Here is a 20,219-nt window from a genome sequence, read left to right on the forward strand (position 1 = left end):
CGAGATGATGGCAACGTGACCGCGAAGAAGACCAACGAAGTGCTGCGGATCGGCCGCTGGGAGTCGACCTTCCAAGCCGAGCTCGTCGCACGCTACGACATCCCCGAGCTTCCCAACGGTTCGGGTCGGGCGGAATTTCTCGAGGAGCACGGCGCTGAGGTCCGGGTGGCGGTGACGTCGGGCGGACCTGGGGTCGATGCCCAGACCATCGCGGCGCTGCCCAATCTGGAGGCGATCGTCAACAACGGCGCGGGTGTGGATGCAATCGATCTCGAGGCGGCCGAGCGCAGGGGGATCGGCGTCAGCAACACCCCCGATGTGTTGTCGGACACCGTTGCCGACACGGCGCTTGGACTGATTCTGATGACGCTGCGCGGATTCGGCGCCGCCGATCGTTACGTGCGGGCGGGTCGATGGATGAGCGAGGCGCCGTTTCCTTACGCCAGGGACGTCACCGGCCTTGAGGTCGGAATACTGGGTCTGGGCCGAATCGGTTCGGCGATCGCGACCCGCCTGCTCGGATTCGACTGTGCCATCGCCTATCACAACCGTCACCAGGTAGACGGGTCGCCGTATCGCTACGCGGAGTCGGCGGTGGAGTTGGCCCGTTCGGTCGATGTGCTCGTCGTCGCTACGACGGGTGACGTGGCAACGCGCCATCTTGTCGACCGCACCGTTCTGGAAGCATTGGGCCCCGAGGGTTATCTGGTCAACATCGCTCGGGGCAGTGTGGTGGATCAGGACGCTCTGGTCGAGTTGCTGGCCGACGGCGGTCTGGCCGGAGCGGGTTTGGACGTATTCGCAGATGAGCCGAATGTGCCGGCCGAGCTGTTCACTTTGGACAATGTGGTGCTGTTCCCGCATATCGGCAGTGCCACAGCACGGACGCGGCGGGCGATGGCGTTGCTCGCGATCCGCAACCTCGACAGCTACCTCAGCACCGGTGAATTGGTGACACCGGTGCTCCGGCCGCGCCGATAGGAAGCGTCGTCCGGCCGTCAGGCCAGGTCGCTGTCGGCCGGCGTGTAGTACCGGTACTGACGGACGCCTGTCTGCAGCGCCGTGCGCATCAGTTCCGGGTGGTAGTCGTAGGGCTCGGTCGAGTCGATGAAGTCCTCGATGATCTTCACGAAGCGGTCCGGGTGATCGCCGTGCGGCATGTGGCCGGACTCCTCGAGGATCTCCAGGCGCGACCCGGGGATCTGCTGGTGGGCCAGGCGAGCGTGGCTCGCCGGGATGATCATGTCGTCCTCGCCCCAGATGATCTGGACCGGAAGGTCTTGCATCAGGTAGGTGCGGTCCAGCATGGTGACGAACTGGCCCTGGGGGTCGACCACCGCACGCAGCGTGCGAGCGAATGCTTCGACGGCGCCCGGTTTGCGCAGTCCGCCGATGAGACGCGGGAGGCTGGCGACATCGCGGGTGAATCGTGTGGAGCCCACGATGTTGCCGACGGCGCGGCTGGCGAGTTCCAGCGCGGGGGCCGCGCCGGGTACGCGCAGCACCGAGAGGGCCTCGGCGCCCAGCGGCATCGCGGCGAAGCGCAGGGCCGGGCTCACGTCCTTGGTCACGCCGCCGGCGCTCACCAGCACCACCCGCTCGACGAACTCCGGGTACTGGTAGGCGAACTGCGCTGCGATGCCGCCGCCGAGCGAATGCCCGACGAGCGTGATGCGGTCGATCTCGAGCGCGGTGAGCAGGTCGCGCAGGCCGTTGGCGAATGCGGCCAACGAGTAGTCGGCGCGCGGCTTGTCCGACTCGCCATGACCCAGCAGGTCGGGAGCGATCACGGTGAAGCGTTGGGCGAGCTTGGAGTGCACGGACTCCCACGTGGTGGAGTTGTCGCCGACGCCGTGCAGCAGCACGATGACCGGGCCGGATCCGGCGATCCGGAAGGCCCGGCGGTGGCCGTGGATGGTACGGAATTGCAGTGACGGCGCGCTGACGTCCCGGACTGGCCGCAGGTGGCGGTGTGAACGGTTCGGCATGATGTCGTCCCCTTCCTGATAAGCGTCTCGCCCGCCGAAGCGGGGTGTTGAAGAGAAGCTTGCAGGGGAGTTCTTGCGGACTTCTTGCGGAACCCTTGGCAGTGACGCGCCGTCAGCGGTCCGGTGAAAGGATCCTGATCGCCGACCGTCAGGGCTGGGCCACGGGGTTGAAGTATTCGCGCCACGCGGTGATCTTCTGGCCCTTTACCTCGTAGGCGCCCATCACCGGCCAGTGCTTCTCGTGGCCGTTGACGATCCAGAAATCGTCGCGCTCCATCAAGACGACGTCGCCGTCGACCGCCAGGTTCACGATCTTGAGGTCTACGCACGTTCCCCGACTGAAGTACGCGTTCATGGTCTTTCGGATCGCGTTGCGTCCCGCGACCGGCGGATACGGACCGATGTGTAAGACGAGGTCGTCGGCAAAGTGACTCATCACTTCGTCGACATTGTTTCGAGCCCATGCGGCCAACTCGGCCCGAATGATTTCCTCAGCGCTCATTGTTTGCATCCCCCCGGGTGCTAACGGTTGAAAGATCCCCAGACGAATGTACGCGGAGTCGGCCGAGCAGAACGGTGCTTTGCTAGCCTTCCTGCCAATCTCTGGCGGCAACCCTCGTCGCTGGGCCCGTCGGTGGTGTCAGACCGCGAAGAGTGACAGACGATTAACCCGGACCACGGGTTATTGCAGGCCGCGTTGTTTTGCATGCGCACCAATTGAATGGTGCCGTGGCGCGGCGCTGACGAATGCAGCACGCACTCGCATTCCGCACTTATTAGTTTCGCAGTCTGACCGCCCGCCCGAGGCGGTTGCTTAGCCGATTCTGGTGAGGGTGAATGAGTCGCGTAGATCATGGAGACCGCACGGCGCGTCGGTTTCCAAGAAGTCCACTTCGCCGGCGAGCGTTACCGGGTCCCACCATTGATAAACGTGAACCGGATGCGCCCCACCATCGAACACGGCGGCGTTGTCCCCGAGGGTGTACCCAGGACAAACGGCGCCCTCTGGAACCACCCGTTTCACGGCGTAACGGCCGTTGACCAGCGGTGCCGTGAATCCTTGGCCGGGTGCAGTCGTCACGTGAGCGGCGCAACCCGGCGTACATGTAGTCCTTATCGACCAGGTGGCAACAACGCCGTCTTCGTCTTGGTAGGTGTAGTCACCGTCTGTCATAGTGGGGGTCTCGGCTGAGGCAAATGGGGCGGTGGCGTTGAGCCCTGCGGCACAGGTAAGCGCAATTGTCGCGATGAACGCGTTGATTTTCATGGCGCCGCCTTAAGTCGCGCTAAATTGCAACTGAGCAATTGAGGCGACTGTAACAGCGGAAACGCAGGTGAGGTCTCGTGCGGCGAGGTTCTCATAGGGGACTCCTATGGCCCGCATTCGGCGATAATTCGGCTTGCGAAGTGCACGCCCACCGACAACGTGTTGCCACGGCGACCCATCGGTGGTTCTACGCGACTAGTTCCCGCGGCTGAGAAGATCGGTGGCTAGCGCAGCGAGTGGCCTGCCGCTATGTTCACCCGACTTTGCTCAGCGTGAACGTGCTGTACGGGTTGGGAATGCCGCACGGCGAGGGGCTGTCCAGGAAATTCACTCCACCGGCGAGTGTGCGCGGATCCCACCACTGCTGAACGGTGACCGCGTAGGTGCCCCCAGCCCATAGGGAGCCGTTGTCCCCGAGCATGTACGAGGGGCAGGTCACGCCGTCCGGGACCACTCGTGTGACGGTGTGACGACCGTTGATCAGTGGGGCGGCAAACCCATGGCCGGGCGTGGTTGTCACATAGGCAACGCACTGAGGCGTACAGGTGGTTTTGATGGTCCAGGTGCCGGCTACGCCATCCGATTCGACGTAGTTGTAGACACCTTCCGTCGTCGGGGCGTCTGCGCTGGCTATTGGCGCCGCGCCCAGCCAGGTGGCGGAGCATAGCGCAATCGCAGCAAAAATCCTACCTATGCTCATTGGTCCGCCTCTCGCCCAGGACATCATTGCCTAGGGACAATGTTTTCGCAGTGTATCAGTGGTCATCGCAGCTCAGATACCATGTCAAGGGTTTTTCATAGCAAGAACCTAATTTTGCGTGCCGCACCTGTAGATAGGCTGGCAAGTTACATTCAGCCTGCGTAAAACTCTGGTCGAGTAGAGATGGCAGTCACACCTGACGAAACGCCGTCGGAGAATGCGCCGTCAGGCAGTGCGTGCCACGACGCGGATGAGATCGGCAGTGCGACCCGGTTTTTCGACCATGACCAGATGTCCTGCGGGAAAGATGGTCCGGTGTTCTGCATCAAGCATTTCGGCCATCAGAATCTGTTGGGTGCGCCAGCGACCGGTGCGCCAACCGGTGTGCGCCGTAACCACGACCCGCGGGACCGGCGGTAGGGGACACCGGGTCCGCAACGCCAGCAGTTCTGCCGCGAATTCGTGATATAGGAGATATTCGGTCAGCAGGGCGGGTGCGAAATCGGATTCGGCTGCGGCCCTGCGTATCTCAGAGCGCATCCGCGCGTCCAGTCCGCCGGGACGTCGGCGCTGCGCGATAGCTAGGCCCGCGCGGCCCAGCGCTGCGCGCACGTGCAGCTGGCTGAGCAGCGTTGACGTGACATCGGCGGCGGCGAGCTTGGCCTGGGCGGGCAGCGCGGGGCGCCGCCGGTCGGCGGCAATGCTGGAATCCAGGAGCAGCAACCCGCTGGTGCGGTGCGGATAGAGCCGCGCGAATGCCTCGGCGAAAAATCCGCCAATCGAATGCCCCACCAGCACTGCCTCGTCCTGCCGGTTCACGGCATCCAGTACGGCTGCGACCCGCTCGGCCTCGCCTCGGACCGTACGACGGCGACCAGCACGTGTGCGCGTGAGCGATATTCCGGGCCGGTCGAATCGGACGACCGTGTGGTCAGTTGCGAGGTTCGCCGCCGTGTCACTCCAGTGCAGCGCGCGACCTCCTAGTCCACTGCACAGCACGACTATCGGGCCGCTGCCGTCGATGAGAATCCGAACCCGACGTCCGCCAACCTCGACGTCGGTACTTTCTGTCACGGGCCGGGACTGGTCGGGGTCCGAGCGGTCCGCAGGCCAATGTAGATGAGCCAACCGGCGAACGCCGCCAACTCGGCCCGCTGCGCGATCCCGACGACGCCGACTACGTCAGCGTGGTCGATGAGAATCGCGACGCCGGTCAAAATCGCTGTTCCCACTAACGCTGCCAACATGAAGCGTCCGACGTGTTGCACCAACGCCGGAACCTCGTCCCGCCAATCAGCGATGACGAAAGCGAACAATGACACGATCGCGGCGGTCAGAACCAAACCGCTGCTGAGCCAGTGCAGTTGGTGTCCTATCGGCACGGCGCCCGAAGATTCGCGGGCCTTGCAAACGGCATCCGAGGTCGGTGCGCACACCAGCTTCCATACCGTGCAGTCCAGGCCCGTTGCCACGGCGAACACGCCCAGTGCCCACCAGCCACGGTTACTCCAACGGTCGTGTTGCCCACCGGCGAGGGCGGCGGCTGTCGCGATGATCAGGACGACCGCGGCGGCCAGATCGCCACGCCGAAACCACTCGCCATACGGTTGATCCGCTGCGGCGAGTTCGCTGATGTAGAGGTCCGGATCGGGCAATGTGCGGGTGAAGACGACCTCGAGCACCCAGTTGGAATACAGGACGGCCCCGATGGCGGTGCCGGCCACGGCGATCCAGCTCAGCGGGATCGGCCGCGGTTCGCGCTCTCTTCTTGCCAGGCCGGGTTTTGGCGTCGTTGCCATAAATCCATCATGCCGTGCGCTTCGGACTACTTGACCATCATCGGAATCTCCGGGCGCGCCGTGCATTCGGTGCAAGCGTTGTGGCGACCACCACCCGAGCCACCGGACCGTACTGCTCTGGGAGTGTCCTCCTGCCGAATTGAAAACACCGAATCCGAAACGAAGGCGACGTCAGATTTCGTTGCGTTTGGCCTCGCCGGGGACACGAGACGCAGGTAGCGGCGGGTGTCTGCGCGGCGCGGGGAGTCGGCGCGGAGCACATCGCAACCATCATTGGTCGTAGCCTCACGCCGAACCGGTAGCAACTGTCAGCTAATAATGCCGCCAAAGCGGAACGGGCTGTGCCCAAATTGGAGGTCGGCTCTGATCCGTCGGCTTAGTGGCTGTTGAAAGGGCGTGCGAGATGGTCAAGGTGTCGGCCGCCATCGGGTGTCCCGCAGCTAATCAGCGATGGTGAGCTAACCCGCGTAAGCGCCTATACGCGTAGTTCGTTGTCGGTGAATTGTGCAACTTGTCGACACCTTCGGCAGCGAATTAGGCTAATGAAAATTCGGACGGTCCGGTGAATTTCTGTCCGTATGCAGCCTGCGCGCTGACCGTTATCGCGATAGCGGGGAACGCTCAGCGAACCGCTGTAGACGCATCTTCTGCGGCGTGTCTTGGAATGCCGATCTATTCGCCGTCGCAGTCCGTCCGATGACGCTTGAGCCTGGATCGCACGTTGCGCGCCGAAAGCAACGGCACCAAGCTCGCATCCCGTCGGCGGTGCGGTGTTAGCGCCCAGGCATCTGGCACGGTACCGAAATATGCTGAACAGCAATTGATTTGGTGAAGCGTCGAGCACATGATGCGCGTGATGTTCCCAACGTTGAATGGCATCAGGCCAATGTCGGGGTCATTTGATACATCTCGGGGGCAGGTCACGATTTCACTTCGCGGAATTCGTTTGGCTGCGGCAGGTCCCTGCGGCTGACACTGTCAGAGCGAGCCAGTGCAGATGGATCGACACCAAAAGTAAATGACCTCGTGCCGATGGATTGATAGTAAAAGTATATGAGCGGCATTGCCGCACACCACTTCGTTCCGTGTACACGGACTGGACACGACTCTGAAGATTTACTGGCATCTTTCTAATAATGTTGTGATCTGAGCGTGATTGTCGGTAAACATGAAGTCTCTATGAAGTAGTTATGCGTTCGTTATAAGCGGGGGCTTAGGAAGGGTCGAGTATGACGTATTTGGTAACCGCGCCGGAGGCGCTGGCGACAGCGGCGGCGGATGTTTCCGGGATAGGTGCGAAACTGACGGCGGCCGGTGCCGCCGCTGCCGGTTCGACGACGAAGATCGCGGCTGCAGCCGCCGACGAGGTGTCCGCCTCGATCGCGGCAATGTTCGGCACGCACGGTGTGGACTTTAAGGCGGCGAGCGCCCAAACGGCGACGTTCAGCGAGAATTTTGTCCAAACCTTGGCGTCGAGTGCGGGTCTGTACCAGGTCGCCGAGGCCGTCAATGCTTCGCCGCTGGGGACCTTCGCGCAGGACGTGTTCGGTGCTGTGAATGCGCGCCTGTTCGGAACCGACGGCAAGCCCGCGCCCGCTGCGGATGCTGCCTCCGACAAGGCCACCAGCAACGCGAGTAATGGCAACGCCACCAATGCAACTGGGACACAGGCGAAGGCCGCAGCGACGACTAACGGATCCACCTCAGGCACCACGGCTAACTCCACCTCCGGCAGCACGACGAACAGCGCTGCGGCCGGCAATTCGGGTGCCGCAACCGCTTCCGCGGCAGCCGCCGGCGCGTCAACCGCCGCCACGACCACCGCGACGGGTGGTGCGACGGCGACGTATGCGACGACATCGAAGTGGAACAACGGGTTCGTGGCCAACTACACGATCACGAACACGGGCACGACTCCGCTGACCAACTGGCAGCTGCAATTCAACATGCCTGCAAACGAATCCGTGACCAACCTGTGGAATGGGCAGGTTCACCAGTCCGGGACGCAGTACACCGTCACTCCGGAGAGCTACAACGGCACGATCCAACCCGGTCAATCGGTGACTGTGGGCTTCCAGGCCGCGCAGAACGGGGCCTATTCAGCGCCGACGAATGTGCTGGTGAACGGGCATCCAATCGACACGGGCACAGGCACAGGCACGGGTACTGGGACGGGCACGGGCACGGGCACGGGTACTGGGACCGGGACCGGGACCGGGACCGGCACCGGGACGGGCACGGGAACGGGCACTGGGACTGGGACCGGAACGGGTACAGGCACCGGCACGGGTACAGGGACTGGCACTGGCACGGGCACGGGCACTGGGACCGGCGCTGGCACCGGCACCGGCACTGGCACTGGCACCGGCACCGGCACCGGCACGGGGACCGGCACCGGCAGCGGGTTGACGGGGACCTACACGCCGACATCGCAATGGAACAACGGCTTCACGGCGAACTACACGATCACCAACAACAGCTCGACTCCGGTAAATAACTGGCAGGTCCAATTCGACTTGCCCTCAAACGAAGCCGTCACCAACGCCTGGAGCACGGACCTTTCTCACACGGGGACGCACTACACCCTGACCCCGGAGAGCTACAACAACACGATCGCGCCTGGCCAGTCGATCACCATCGGCTTCCAGGCCACGCAGGCCGGCGCCTACTCGGCACCGACCAACATGCTGGTCAATGGTCAGCCGATCACCGGCACCGGCACCGGCACGGGCACGGGCACCGGAACCGGAACGGGCACCGGCACCGGAACGGGCACGGGCACCGGCACGGGGACCGGGACCGGCACTGGGACCGGGACCGGCACTGGGACCGGAACCGGTGGCACCGTGATCTCCAGCCAATACGGGACCACCACGATCCAGAACGCCTACGTGGTTCAGAACAACGCCTGGAACAACGGCGGCAACCAGGCCATCACCGTCAGCTCCACCGGGTTCACGATCACCACCGAAAACGGCTCCGCCCCAACCAATGGCGCCCCGCTCGGATACCCCTCGGTCTACACGGGTGTGCACTACGGCAACGCGTCACCGGGCACCAACCTGCCCATCCAGCTGAGCCAGATCCACTCCGCGACCAGCAGCATCAGCTACACCTACCCGACCACCGGTGTTTATGACGCTTCCTACGACATCTGGATGAACCCCACGCCGATCACCACCGGCGTCAACCAGCAGGAGCTCATGATCTGGTTCAACCACCAGGGTCCAATCCAGCCGGTCGGCCATGTGGTGAGTAACAACACCGTGGTCGACGGCAAGAGCTTCACGGTCTGGCAGGGCAGCAACGGTCAGAACCAGGTGGTCTCCTACGTGGCCAACACCCCGATCAACTCGTGGGACAACTTCGACGTGATGGGCTTCGTCAACAACACCGAAACCATTGAGCCGGTGAACAATTCGTGGTACCTCACCAGTATCCAAGCCGGCTTCGAACCATGGAGCGGCAGCACCGGCGCCAGCGTCAATTCATTCGACGCCACCGTCAACGGCGTTCACTGAGAATCACCATGAAGACGATAGATAGCCGGGCGTCGGCCTAACCCCCGCGCTATCTTCGCGTTGCCCTGCCTGAGGTTTGGAGAGACCTCAGGCAGGGCAGACGCGTATCACCACTCCTACGGCGCAAACTCGCGAGATATAAACCACCGCTACCGATTTCGGCGTGTCGTGTCCGCCAGTTATATGTCGCCATCGGCCCATTTGCTCGCGAGTACCGGTCGGCCCGCTCAAACGGTGTTGGGGTCGACCACCTCGACGCCCGGCGCCACATCACCTACCCGCGTCGCGTTGAACGGAATGATTATCGGGGGGCACGGGGCCTCCAGTTGGGTGCTGACACCGACGAATGTTCCGTCGGGTTTCACTTGGAACGCGAGCGTTTCGGTGCCCTGTTTGGTGGTGTTGTTGCAGGTGAACATCTTCCACCTGGTCGCCACCCACTGGTCCCGGTTCTCGCGGAAGACGAGCGCGCCCTCCTCGGGTGGTTGCAGCCACGTCGGACCTATCGAGGTGTCCCACGCCGTCGCGACGCACCCAGAAGGATGGCAGGCGGAGCGCATCGCTATCGATGTGGAATGTGGGGCGGTCGGTTTGGGGACGCCGTCGATGGTCTGCTTATTGCCGTCAAAGTCAAATCGGTAGGTGCCATCAGCTAATGCCGATGCGGATGCGGTGCCAGGCGCGGCCAGGGTGATCATCGGCCCCGTGCCGACAACAAAAGTGGCTGCTAGAAGTAGACGAGAGATACTCATTACGTCGGCTCTCAGTTGATTGCGATGTCACTGATCGTGCGCGCAATAGCTAACAACCGCAAGGACTGTTTGTTGGGATCGGTAGCCAACCGCACGGTGTCTGCTCCATACATGAGGAGAGCACTCATTGCGGGGCTTGCGACGTCAGCTTTGCTGTCCAACGGGATCGGCCCAAGCGTTGCCCCTGCCCACGCGGACAATCAAGGTCCATACAACTGGTGCCCGGGGCAGAGCATGGCGTTCCCGCCGGGGCCCGGTCGAGACATGTTGTGGGACATGAATATCTGTCACACCTTCTACTTTGTCGACTACGGGAAGGGCAACGTTCCCCGTAACAAACCGGGACCACCAGAGCCTTGGGTTTGGGACGGAGAAAATCCCCCACCGAGTGATCGGTGCTATCCGCGGTGCCTGTAGGGGACTACTGATCGAAGACGATCACCTTGCGGCCCACGACGTCGCCGTGCTTCAGCGCATCGAGGTTGGCATTGACGTCATCGAGGGTGACCTCACTGATGGTGTGCTCGATCAGTCCTTGGGCTGCCAGTGCGAGCACTTCGGTCAGATCCTCGTGGTTGCCCCAGAAAGAACCGGAGTACGTGCGCTCGCCGTTGGTGAATCGCAGTAGAGGCAGGATGATCTGATCTCCCATCAGGCCTACCGACACCATGGCGCCTTCAGGGCCAAGCAACGCTGCACCAAGTTGCAGCGACTCCTCGGCGCCTGCGCAGTCCAGCCACGCTTCGACCTCTCGGCGGCCGGTTGCTTCCTCGAGCGCGTCAGCGACCTTTTCGGCATCCAGGCCACGCGTGTTGACGGTGTGGTGTGCGCCGTATTTCGTTGCCAGTGAGAGCTTTTCATCGCTGCGCGCGAAGGCAACCACCGTGGCGCCGCCGCTGAGCAGGCGGGCATACTGCACGCCGTAGCTGCCGAGCCCGCCGATTCCGTTGACCACGACCGTGCGGCCGGCTTCCAGCTTGCCCGCGGCACGCAGCTTCTTCATGCCGCGGTACGGCGTGAGGCCCGCGTCGGCCAGCGGGGCCAGCGACTTGGCCGAGACGCCCGGCCCGTCGGGCACGACGATGACGCTGCGGTAGGGGACCGGCATGTATTCCGCGAACCCGCCCGGTGGGCCGAACCCCGCCATCTGCCCGTTCGCGCACAGCTGTTCTTTGCCTTCGCGGCACTGCCGGCACGACCCCTCGCCCCAGTTCGGATTCACCACCACCAACTGGCCCTCCGACAGGCCCGCCGACTTGGGGACCTCGCTGCCGACCCCCGCGATCCTGCCCGCGACCTCATGTCCTGGCGTTATGGGAAAGTCCATCGCTGACCCGAAGTAGCCCTCGATGAGCTGAACGTCGCTGCGGCACATGCCCGTCGCCGCCACCTTGACGAGCACCTGGCCCGGGTCGGGGTCTGGGACCGGAATCTCCTCGATCCGCAGCGGTTCGTTCAATCCGTACATCAATGCGGCGCGCATCGTCATGTGTGAATCCAATCACACGAATGTCGGAACCGCGTGCTGCGTCGCTGCCCAATCAGTCTCCAACTCAACCCATCTCGTGGGACGTCGCTTGAGCAACGCCGAGACGAATTGGTAAATATCGCAATCAGCCCAGGCTCTTAAGCAGCTGGAGAATGCTGAACAAGCCCGACAGTCCGGTTCCTGTATTGAGCAGTCCTGAGTCGACGCCGCTGTACACGCCGCTCGGGATGTTGAAGATAGGACCGGTGACGCCGGTGTTGAAGAAGCCAGTGAGATAGCCGTTGAGGGCAGTTCCTCCGCTGGCATGGTTGAAGAAACCCGACACGTTGCCCGCGCCATTGCCAGTCGCCGTGTTGTTAAAGCCTGACACACCGCTTCCCGTGTTGTTGAAGCCCGAGTTGATGGCTCCGGTGTTGGTGGTCGACCCAAATGCCGTATTCGTATTGCCGGAGTTGTAGAAGCCGGTGTTGATGCTGCCCGAGTTGCCGTCGAAAGTGTTCAATAGGCCGGAGTTCTCCATGCCGGTGTTCAAGCTGCCGGCATTGCCGAAGCCGGTGTTGTAGCTGCCCGCATTACCGAAACCGGTGTTGAGCGCGCCCGCGTTCCCGAAGCCGAAGTTGCCTTGGCCCACGTTTCCGAAGCCGATGTTGCCGTAACCGGTGTTCCCGATGCCTATGCCCTGGAGTTTGCCTAGGTCAGCCGCAGGGGTGTTGTAGCCCGAGCTGAAGATGCCGACGTTTCCGTCGCCGGAGTTGAAGAATCCGATGTTGCCGGTGCCCGAGTTGAATAAGCCGATGTTGCCGCTGCCGGAGTTGAGTCCGTTGAACACGAACTGACCGTTGGCGGTGTTGTAGTAGGCGTTGCCGAGCCCGACGAGATTGTTGCCGGTTAGGCCGAAGCCGATGTTGTTGTTGCCGCTATTACCCCCACCCACGTTGTGGTCGCCATGGTTACCGAGGCCGGTGTTGTTGAAGCCGAGGTTGCCCAGGCCGACGTTCCCGCCACCGTTGGTGGTGAGGGCGCGGTTGCCGAAGCCGATGTTATTACTGCCGATATTGCCGAAGCCGACATTGCTGTTCCCGACGTTTCCACTACCGAAGTTGCTGTTGCCGCTATTGCCGCCGCCGACATTGCCGCTGCCGGTGTTTCCGTTGCCGAAGTTGCCGGCTTGGTTGATGCCGGTGGTGCTGTTATTGCCGTTACCGACGTTTCCGCCGCCCTTATTTCCGATGCCGAGGTTGGGGTCGCTGTTGGCTGCCGGCGCCGCACCCGCCGCCCGGAAAAGCTGCCCGATGCCCGGTAGGCCCTGCAGGGTCTGTTGCCAGGACGACAACTGTGCGGCCGCCGCCGACGCCAAGCCGTGGTAATCGACCAGTGCGGCGACGTCGGCGGCCCAGAACTCCTCATAGGTGCTTTCAGCCGCCGCGATCGCAGGAGCGTTGAGCCCAAAGAAGTTGGAGCGGACCAAATTCACGAATGCGTCGCGGTTGGCCGCCACCGCTTGCGGGTGAATTGTGGCGGCCTTGGCCGCGTCGAAAGCACTCGCCACGGCGTTGGCCTGGCCGGAGGCCGCAACGGCTTGCCCGGATGCGGCCTCTAGGAACGCCACATACGGTGCCGCGGCGGCGGTCATCGCCTTCGCCGCTGGGCCTTGCCATGCCTGTCCGGTCAAGTTCGATGTCACCGAGGAGAAGGAGTTCGCGGCGGTGCCGAGTTCGTCGCCCAGACCTGCCCAGGCCGCCGAGGCCTGCAGCAACGGCGTCGAACCCGCGCCGAGGAACATCCGCCAGGAATTAATCTCCGGTGGAAGAGCGAAAAAACTCACGTTGACCTCCAATAAGACGCATGCCCGATACTGATCACGTCCTGAACTTCTCAGACCATACGGCGTGAACAGCTGACTGTCAGCAACTTCTTCGCGCTGGGGGTTTGCGGCGCGGGTTTACGGCGTGGCGGAGGAGCCTGATTCGCTACGGCAACAATCGACTGAGGTTGAGCAAGCCCGTTATGGCGTAGCCGGCGTTCAATAGGCCCGAGTTATTGCCGCCCGAGGTAGGGAACAAGCTGCCCGGGACCCCGGTATTGAAGAAGCCCGACGTGAAGCCGTTATCCGAGGTGCCGCCGGTGGCCGTGTTGAAGAACCCCGACATAACGCCGTTGAAATTATCGCCGCCGGAAGCCGAGTTGAAGAAGCCCGAGCTTCCCCCAGGTCCGCTACTGGTATTTCCGAAGCCCGAGTTGGTCAGGCCAGAGTTGGTGGTGAAACCGAGTCCCGTGTTCACGCTGCCCGAATTCCAAATGCCCGTGTTGGTGCCGCCCGAGTTCCCGCTCCCGGTGTTCGTACTACCTGCATTCCAGAAGCCCGTGTTCCAACCTCCTGAGTTGCCGAACCCGGTGTTTCCACCGGCTACGTTCCCAAAACCCGTGTTGTAGTTGCCCGCGTTCCCGAAACCGGTGTTGCCGTCGCCGGAGTTCCCGAATCCAACGTTGCCGAAGCCCGAATTTCCGAAGCCAACGTTGTTGAACTCCGGGCCGAGGAACTGGTGGCCCGTGTTGAAAATGCCGATGTTGCCGCTACCGGAATTGAAGAAGCCGATGTTGTTGGTGCCCGAATTCCCGAAGCCGATGTTGCCGCTGCCTGAGTTCAGCAGGCCGGCCAGGTTGATGCCCCGCTGATTGTTGCCCGTGAGGCCGATGCCGATGTTGTTGTTGCCGGTGTTTCCAAACCCGAAGTTTCCGTTGCCGGTGTTCCCGGCGCCGGTGTTTCCGTTGCCGACATTGCCACCGCCCCTGTTTCCATTGCCGAGGTTGCCTAGCCCGATGTTGTTGTCACCGCGGTTGCCCATACCAACGTTGTGGCCCGTGGGTTTGTCGAAGGTGCTGCCCAAATTGCCGAAGCCAATGTTCCCGGCGCCGGAGTTGCCGGCGCCGAAGTTGCTGTCGCCGGAGTTGCCGCCGCCGACATTGGCGTTGCCCGTGTTTCCGCCGCCGATGTTTTGGTTGCCGCGATTTCCGCTGCCGACGTTCTCGCTGCCCCTGTTGCCGTTGCCCAGATTGGCGCCGCCTCTGTTGCCGAGCCCTAGGCTGGGCAAGCTCGCCAGAGCGTCTTCGGTGGCCGCCGCGAACGTTGTCAACTGCGTGGCCGCCGCCGACGCTCCGGTGTGATACCCCACCATTGCCGAGACATCGGCGGCCCACATCTCTTCGTACAGGCCCTCGCACGCCATGATCACCTGTGCGTTGAGGCCTAGGAAATTCGTCCGCACCAATTGCACAAAGGCGTTGCGGTTGATCGCGACCGCTAGCGGATCAATCGTGGCGGCCCGCGCGGCTTCAAACACGCTGGCCACATCCCTGGCCTGCGCGGACGCGCCCGCGGCGTGAGTTGATGCCACGCTCAACAACGCTGCGTAGGGCGCCGCTGCTGCCGCCATCGCCGCCGATGCCACACCCTGCCAGGCCTGACCGGCCAGCGCGGAGGTCACCGACGAGAACGACGAGGCCGCCGTCCCCAACTCCGACGCCAGCCCGTCCCAGGCCGCCGCCGCGTCCAGCATCGGTGCTGAACCGGCGCCGGTGAACATGAGTAAGGAATTGATTTCCGGCGGCAGCACCGCGAAATTCACCACGCTTGGTCCTCCTGCGTTCGACCTCGGCGCCCCAGCGGCGACCGGTTTCCACAGTTTTGCCAGAAACGGCATGGTGGGTCGCGAGTAGTCGACTACCTCAATTCGGTGGGCAGCCTAGTTGCGACGGTCGGGACGCGGGCGTTGGAGTGATTGTGAGAGGCCCCGTCAAGCCGCCGACGCGCGCTCAGCGGCCGGTGACCACTTTGGCCGAACGCGCTTTCAGCATTGCGCTTGATCGACATCCCATTCAGTGAATTTCCAACCATCGGTGGGGTTGCCGACCAGCGTTACGTAGCCAACATTGGGCAGTGGTTTGTTGTCGAACAATGACGGGTCGGCATTGCGGGCGTTCATCAATGACCAGAGCATGATTGCTTCGCTGTGTGAGAACGCGATTGGTTTGTGTGCTCCGCTGTCATAGATATGTTTGACGGCATCGCTGATCGTGCGTTGAATTCATTGCCGTCCAATGAGCCGAGAATTCGCGCGGTGCGATCCCCCTGGAGCCACCGGTGTGGGGCCGCCATCATGGCGTCGAAGGCCGTCGAAGACGGTTGGCCCTCGTATTTGCCGGCGCTCAATTGCGCGCAAGCCGGGCAACACGCTGACCTGTTCGCTGAGCGCTAGCGCGATCGGTTTGGCGGTCTGCTGGGTGCGGACCATGGTGGAGGCAAAGATTGCATCGAAGTTGTTGAGACCGAACACCTTTGCGACGGGCGCTGCCTGACACCGGCCCATCGCGTCGAGATCTGGTCCGAGCACCGAGGTGTCGAGCACACCGGACGAGTTGCTCGTGGCTTTGCCGTGCCTAAACAAAGCCAAGGTGATGTTCGGCAGCGGGCTTGCAGTCGCCGGCCCTGAGCCCATTAGGCATGACGCGAGGAGTGCGAGCGCAACGACACCACGGAGTACCGCAAGGGACTTTGTTCGCGGGTACACAGGAGCAGTGTAAAAGTGTCGCCGGTGCGGGGCGAATTGACGTCTGCCCGCCCTGAAGAACGAAATTCAGGGCGCCAATCGCCGAAAATCAAAAGTACGTCAGGCAAAGAGTCAAACCCCTGCGACGGTGATCTCCGGTGCCTCCGCAAGCCAATTCGGCGAATCACCTCGCCCGGCAGGCCAACGCAACTCCGACCATGTAGGAGTTGTCTATGAACAGCCCCTGCATCCCATCTGACCTGCAGTTTTGCTGTTATTTTTTTACTTTGATCGCGGATCGGCAATCAGCGCACCACCCGAGGCGGAACAAATGAAGACCAACGCATTAGCTGCCGTAATTTCCCTCATATCCGGATTGGGGCTTTGCGTAACGCCCCCGACTGCCGGGGCCGAGGCCCCGCCGATGAACGGAACCTATCGCTACGCAGACGAGGACGGCGACTTCGGCACGTGGGTCATCAGTACTTCGTGCACGCCAGGCTGCGTCGCGCATGTGACGACTTCACTAGGCCGAGGGTTCGATGCGGCACTGGTCGATGGTCGCTACACCAACACGCGGACTGTGGCGGAGGGCGTGACGTGCACCGCGTACGGCTGGGAGGGCATTGGGACCCAAACCAGCACCCACGCGGTGACCGTTACCCAGTGGTGGGACCCGGCGACGATGGCGGGCGAAGTGGACTTCTTGGACACCAACGCGCCTTGCGGCGTCCACGAGGACCCGCGTGACAGGTTCACACTTACGAGAATCGGCTAGCGCCTGGCTCGCGGGGAGTTGGACATCTCTCGGCCGGGGCACCAGCCATCCTGGTTAGAGATCGAAGGCGGAACCAATCGGTCACGATGTGACACGTCTGTGCTGATCAAGTGGTGCCCCCGGCAGGATTCGAACCTGCGGCCTTCTGCTCCGGAGGCAGACGCTCTATCCCCTGAGCTACGGGGGCGCACGAAAACCATCTTGCGCCATGGGCATCAAACAGCCTCGCCAGACTAGCGCATCCCGGTGACCGCCCGGGCATCGGTAATGGATTCGAGGCGCAAGCACCCCAGCCAATAGGATGGACGCTCGTGACCCCCGCCGACCTCGCTGAGCTGCTCAGAATCACCGCCACCGCGGTGTTGGCCGAGCACGACCTCGACGTGTCCGCGCTGCCTTCGACGGTCACTGTGGAGCGGCCGCGCATCCCCGAGCACGGCGATTACGCGTCCAACCTGGCCCTGCAATTGGGCAAGAAGGTCGGCGCCAACCCGCGCGAGCTGGCCGGATGGCTCGCCTCGGCGCTGGCGCAGACCGACGGGATCGCTTCAGCCGAAGTGGCCGGCCCGGGCTTCATCAACCTGCGCCTGGAGACCTCGGCTCAGGCCAAGATCGTCAACAGCGTCATCGACGCAGGCGCCGGATTCGGCCACTCGCAGATCCTGGCCCAGAAGGTCAACCTGGAATTCGTCTCAGCCAACCCGACCGGGCCCATTCACATCGGGGGCACCCGCTGGGCGGCCGTGGGCGACGCGCTGGGCCGGTTGCTGACCACGCAGGGCGCCGACGTGGTCAGGGAGTACTACTTCAACGATCACGGCGCGCAGATCGACCGATTCGCCAGCTCCCTGGTGGCCGCGGCGAAGGGCGAAACCGCCCCCGAAGACGGTTACGCGGGCACCTACATCAGCGATATCGCCACCCAGATACTGCAAAAGGCGCCGGACGCCTTGAGCCTGCCTGACGGCCAGATGCACGAGACATTCCGCGAAATCGGCGTCGACCTGATGTTCACCCACATCAAGGAGTCGTTGCACGAGTTCGGCACCGACTTCGACGTCTATACCCACGAAGACTCGATGCACACCAGCGGCCGCGTGGACCAGGCCATCGAAAAGCTGCGCGATAGCGGCAACATCTACGAGAAAGATGGCGCAAGTTGGTTGCGCAGCAGCGCTTTCGGTGACGATAAAGACCGCGTCGTGGTCAAGAGTGACGGCAAACCGGCCTACATCGCCGGCGACCTCGCCTACTACCTTGACAAGCGGGAACGCGGCTTTGACCTCTGCATCTACATGCTGGGGGCCGACCACCACGGCTACATCGCCCGACTCAAGGCCGCGGCCGCCGCATTCGGCGAGGACCCGGCCACCGTCGAGGTGCTGATCGGGCAGATGGTTAACCTGGTACGCGACGGCCAACCGGTCCGGATGAGCAAGCGGGCGGGCACTGTGATCACGCTCGATGACCTCGTCGAGGCGATCGGCGTGGACGCCGCGCGCTACAGCTTGATCCGTTCGTCGGTGGACACCCCTATCGACATCGACCTGGCGCTGTGGTCGTCAGCGTCGAATGAAAACCCGGTCTATTACGTGCAATACGCACACGCGCGGCTTTCGGCGCTGGCCCGCAACGCCGCCGAACTGGGGCTCGTCCCCGACACTGGGCACCTCGAGTTGCTCAGCCACGACAAAGAGGGCACGCTGCTGCGCACCATCGGCGAATTTCCGCGGGTGCTCAAAACCGCTGCGGCACTGCGTGAACCGCACCGGGTATGTCGCTATCTGGAAGACCTTGCCGGCGACTACCACCGGTTCTACGACTCGTGCCGGGTATTGCCGCAAGGCGACGAACATCCCACCGACCTGCATACCGCCCGATTGGCTCTGTGCCAGGCCACCCGGCAGGTCATCGCCAACGGACTGGCCATCCTCGGAGTCACCGCCCCGGAGAGAATGTGAACGTTCATCCCGCCGGACCCCGGCACGCTGAAGACACCCGGCAGGCCAGCAGTCCGCCGCGCCCGCAGTCCGCTGAAGAGTTACTACTGTTGGCGCCGAATGTATGGCCCCGCAACACTACTCGCGACGAAGCCGGAGTGGCCACCATTGCCGGTGTCGCGCTGACCGACCTCGCCCGCGATTACGGGACTCCGCTGTTCGTCATCGACGAGGACGACTTCCGCTCCCGTTGCAAAGAGACCGCGGCGGCGTTCGGCGGCGGCGCCAATGTGCATTACGCGTCGAAGGCATTCCTGTGCAGTGAAGTCGCGCGGTGGATCGAACAAGAAGGCTTGTCGCTCGACGTGTGTTCCGGTGGCGAGTTGGCCGTTGCGCTGCACGCCAATTTTCCGCCAGAGCGAATCGCGTTGCACGGCAACAACAAATCGGTCGCCGAACTGACAGCCGCGGTGAAAGCGGGAGTCGGGCACGTTGTTCTGGACTCGCTGATCGAGATCGAGCGACTGGACGCGATCGCCGGTGCGGCCGGAGTTGTCCAGGATGTCCTCGTGCGCCTGACCGTCGGCGTGGAAGCACACACCCACGAGTTCATCTCCACTGCGCACGAAGATCAGAAGTTCGGACTGTCGGTGGCCAGCGGCGCGGCGATGGCCGCGGTACGACGGGTGTTCGCCGCAGACCACCTGCGACTGGTCGGCCTGCACAGCCACATCGGCTCGCAGATCTTCGATGTCGCCGGATTTGAGATCGCCGCCCAGCGGGTTATCGGCCTGTTGCGCGAGATCGTCGCGGAGTTCGGAGTCGAAAAGACGGCGCAGGTATCCATCGTTGATCTTGGTGGTGGGCTTGGTATTTCGTACCTCGCGCCGGACGATCCGCCGCCGATCGCCGAACTTGCGGAGAAGCTCACCGCCATCGTCAACAGAGAATCTGCGGCCGTCGGCCTGCCGGCCCCGCGACTGGTTGTCGAACCCGGGCGGGCCATCGCCGGGCCGGGCACCATCACGCTCTACGAAGTCGGCACGGTCAAGGACGTCGACGTCAGTGCCACCGCGCACCGTCGCTACGTCAGTGTCGATGGCGGTATGAGCGACAACATCCGGACCGCGCTGTACGACGCGCAATACGACGTGCGGCTGGTATCGCGACTCAGCGATGCACCGGCCACCGGGGCCCGCCTGGTCGGCAAGCATTGCGAGAGCGGCGACATCATCGTCCGCGATGCGTGGGTGCCCGACGACGTAGCGCCGGGTGACCTGGTGGCGGTGGCCGCGACCGGTGCCTACTGCTATTCCCTGTCGAGCCGTTACAACATGATCTGCCGTCCCGCCGTGGTAGCGGTGCGCGCGGGGGAGTCCCGCTTGGTGCTGCGCCGCGAGACGGTCGACGATCTGCTGAGTTTGGAAGTGAGGTGACC

17 protein-coding genes and 1 tRNA gene are annotated in these 20,219 nt (G+C 63.1%); 5 read left to right on the forward strand and 13 right to left on the reverse strand.

Going from position 1 to position 20,219, the window contains the following annotated elements:
- The first annotated feature begins 15 nt into the window (after positions 1-15).
- Positions 16-981, forward strand: a complete 966-nt coding sequence (locus ACZY1I_RS29180) for a 2-hydroxyacid dehydrogenase (RefSeq protein WP_463760879.1) — start codon at positions 16-18, stop codon at positions 979-981.
- Positions 982-998: 17 nt separating this feature from the next.
- Here the strand turns inward: ACZY1I_RS29180 and ACZY1I_RS29185 are convergent, their stop codons facing one another.
- The 6 genes from ACZY1I_RS29185 to ACZY1I_RS29210 all read right to left on the reverse strand — a co-directional run bounded on the left by ACZY1I_RS29185 (position 999) and on the right by ACZY1I_RS29210 (position 5,754).
- Entirely contained in the window at positions 999-1,988 is a 990-nt protein-coding gene (locus ACZY1I_RS29185) for an alpha/beta fold hydrolase (RefSeq protein ID WP_463760882.1), read from the reverse strand.
- Positions 1,989-2,136: 148 nt separating this feature from the next.
- Positions 2,137-2,490: a limonene-1,2-epoxide hydrolase family protein gene (locus ACZY1I_RS29190; RefSeq protein ID WP_463760886.1), complete on the reverse strand. Its 354-nt coding sequence runs from the start codon at positions 2,488-2,490 to the stop codon at positions 2,137-2,139.
- A gap of 312 nt (positions 2,491-2,802) precedes the next feature.
- The gene (locus ACZY1I_RS29195) at positions 2,803-3,255 is read right to left on the reverse strand and encodes a hypothetical protein (RefSeq protein WP_463760888.1); all 453 of its coding nucleotides are present in this window, start codon (positions 3,253-3,255) and stop codon (positions 2,803-2,805) included.
- Between the two features lie 253 nt (positions 3,256-3,508).
- Entirely contained in the window at positions 3,509-3,955 is a 447-nt protein-coding gene (locus tag ACZY1I_RS29200; RefSeq protein WP_463760890.1) for a hypothetical protein, read from the reverse strand.
- Between the two features lie 225 nt (positions 3,956-4,180).
- Positions 4,181-5,029: an alpha/beta fold hydrolase gene (locus ACZY1I_RS29205; protein ID WP_463760894.1), complete on the reverse strand. Its 849-nt coding sequence runs from the start codon at positions 5,027-5,029 to the stop codon at positions 4,181-4,183.
- Positions 5,026-5,754, reverse strand: a complete 729-nt coding sequence (locus ACZY1I_RS29210) for a DUF998 domain-containing protein (RefSeq protein WP_463760897.1) — start codon at positions 5,752-5,754, stop codon at positions 5,026-5,028. Before ACZY1I_RS29210 ends, ACZY1I_RS29205 begins: the two co-directional genes overlap by 4 nt.
- A 1,229-nt stretch (positions 5,755-6,983) precedes the next feature.
- On the opposite strand from ACZY1I_RS29210, the gene ACZY1I_RS29215 reads away from it, so the two are divergent.
- Positions 6,984-9,275 carry a cellulose binding domain-containing protein gene (locus tag ACZY1I_RS29215; protein WP_463760900.1) on the forward strand — a complete coding sequence of 764 codons (2,292 nt, stop codon included), beginning with the start codon at positions 6,984-6,986 and terminating at the stop codon, positions 9,273-9,275.
- A gap of 227 nt (positions 9,276-9,502) precedes the next feature.
- Here the strand turns inward: ACZY1I_RS29215 and ACZY1I_RS29220 are convergent, their stop codons facing one another.
- From ACZY1I_RS29220 to ACZY1I_RS29245, 6 genes are all read right to left on the reverse strand, one after another.
- Positions 9,503-10,027, reverse strand: a complete 525-nt coding sequence (locus ACZY1I_RS29220; RefSeq protein WP_463760903.1) for an Rv2253/PknI dimerization domain-containing protein — start codon at positions 10,025-10,027, stop codon at positions 9,503-9,505.
- A 421-nt stretch (positions 10,028-10,448) separates the two neighbouring features.
- Positions 10,449-11,516, reverse strand: coding sequence for an NAD(P)-dependent alcohol dehydrogenase (locus tag ACZY1I_RS29225; protein ID WP_463760906.1), 1,068 nt, complete (start codon positions 11,514-11,516; stop codon positions 10,449-10,451).
- A 124-nt stretch (positions 11,517-11,640) separates the two neighbouring features.
- Positions 11,641-13,299: a PPE family protein gene (locus ACZY1I_RS29230; protein WP_463761011.1), complete on the reverse strand. Its 1,659-nt coding sequence runs from the start codon at positions 13,297-13,299 to the stop codon at positions 11,641-11,643.
- Between the two features lie 187 nt (positions 13,300-13,486).
- Positions 13,487-15,145, reverse strand: a complete 1,659-nt coding sequence (locus tag ACZY1I_RS29235; protein ID WP_463760908.1) for a PPE domain-containing protein — start codon at positions 15,143-15,145, stop codon at positions 13,487-13,489.
- 219 nt (positions 15,146-15,364) lie between these two features.
- Complete coding sequence (locus tag ACZY1I_RS29240) at positions 15,365-15,514, reverse strand: hypothetical protein (protein ID WP_463760912.1); 150 nt, start codon at positions 15,512-15,514, stop codon at positions 15,365-15,367.
- An 87-nt stretch (positions 15,515-15,601) separates the two neighbouring features.
- On the reverse strand, positions 15,602-16,012 hold the full coding sequence (locus tag ACZY1I_RS29245) for a histidine phosphatase family protein (protein WP_463760914.1): 411 nt from the start codon (positions 16,010-16,012) through the stop codon (positions 15,602-15,604).
- Between the two features lie 475 nt (positions 16,013-16,487).
- On the opposite strand from ACZY1I_RS29245, the gene ACZY1I_RS29250 reads away from it, so the two are divergent.
- Positions 16,488-16,841: a hypothetical protein gene (locus tag ACZY1I_RS29250; protein WP_463760915.1), complete on the forward strand. Its 354-nt coding sequence runs from the start codon at positions 16,488-16,490 to the stop codon at positions 16,839-16,841.
- A gap of 111 nt (positions 16,842-16,952) precedes the next feature.
- Here ACZY1I_RS29250 and ACZY1I_RS29255 read toward each other — a convergent pair.
- Positions 16,953-17,028: transfer RNA gene (locus tag ACZY1I_RS29255), tRNA-Arg, on the reverse strand.
- 124 nt (positions 17,029-17,152) lie between these two features.
- Between ACZY1I_RS29255 and argS the strand changes: the two genes are divergently transcribed.
- Positions 17,153-18,802 carry an arginine--tRNA ligase gene (argS, locus tag ACZY1I_RS29260; RefSeq protein WP_463760916.1) on the forward strand — a complete coding sequence of 550 codons (1,650 nt, stop codon included), beginning with the start codon at positions 17,153-17,155 and terminating at the stop codon, positions 18,800-18,802.
- Positions 18,799-20,217: a diaminopimelate decarboxylase gene (lysA, locus tag ACZY1I_RS29265; protein ID WP_463760917.1), complete on the forward strand. Its 1,419-nt coding sequence runs from the start codon at positions 18,799-18,801 to the stop codon at positions 20,215-20,217. Before argS ends, lysA begins: the two co-directional genes overlap by 4 nt.
- The last annotated feature ends 2 nt before the right edge of the window (positions 20,218-20,219 follow it).

The organism is Mycobacterium sp. IDUB_37 (genome assembly GCF_055419245.1).

What these genes read in the sequence shown, in the direction of transcription:
- ACZY1I_RS29230 (WP_463761011.1), bottom strand. Translation starts at nt 13,299, where the DNA reads ATGTTCCTCGGCGCGGGTTCGACGCCGTTGCTGCAGGCCTCGGCGGCC.
- ACZY1I_RS29190 (WP_463760886.1), bottom strand. Translation starts at nt 2,490, where the DNA reads ATGAGCGCTGAGGAAATCATTCGGGCCGAGTTGGCCGCATGGGCTCGA.
- ACZY1I_RS29195 (WP_463760888.1), bottom strand. Translation starts at nt 3,255, where the DNA reads ATGAAAATCAACGCGTTCATCGCGACAATTGCGCTTACCTGTGCCGCA.
- ACZY1I_RS29185 (WP_463760882.1), bottom strand. Translation starts at nt 1,988, where the DNA reads ATGCCGAACCGTTCACACCGCCACCTGCGGCCAGTCCGGGACGTCAGC.
- ACZY1I_RS29215 (WP_463760900.1), top strand. Translation starts at nt 6,984, where the DNA reads ATGACGTATTTGGTAACCGCGCCGGAGGCGCTGGCGACAGCGGCGGCG.
- ACZY1I_RS29220 (WP_463760903.1), bottom strand. Translation starts at nt 10,027, where the DNA reads ATGAGTATCTCTCGTCTACTTCTAGCAGCCACTTTTGTTGTCGGCACG.
- ACZY1I_RS29245 (WP_463760914.1), bottom strand. Translation starts at nt 16,012, where the DNA reads ATGGGCTCAGGGCCGGCGACTGCAAGCCCGCTGCCGAACATCACCTTG.
- ACZY1I_RS29210 (WP_463760897.1), bottom strand. Translation starts at nt 5,754, where the DNA reads ATGGCAACGACGCCAAAACCCGGCCTGGCAAGAAGAGAGCGCGAACCG.
- ACZY1I_RS29225 (WP_463760906.1), bottom strand. Translation starts at nt 11,516, where the DNA reads ATGACGATGCGCGCCGCATTGATGTACGGATTGAACGAACCGCTGCGG.
- ACZY1I_RS29240 (WP_463760912.1), bottom strand. Translation starts at nt 15,514, where the DNA reads ATGCTCTGGTCATTGATGAACGCCCGCAATGCCGACCCGTCATTGTTC.
- ACZY1I_RS29200 (WP_463760890.1), bottom strand. Translation starts at nt 3,955, where the DNA reads ATGAGCATAGGTAGGATTTTTGCTGCGATTGCGCTATGCTCCGCCACC.
- ACZY1I_RS29250 (WP_463760915.1), top strand. Translation starts at nt 16,488, where the DNA reads ATGAACGGAACCTATCGCTACGCAGACGAGGACGGCGACTTCGGCACG.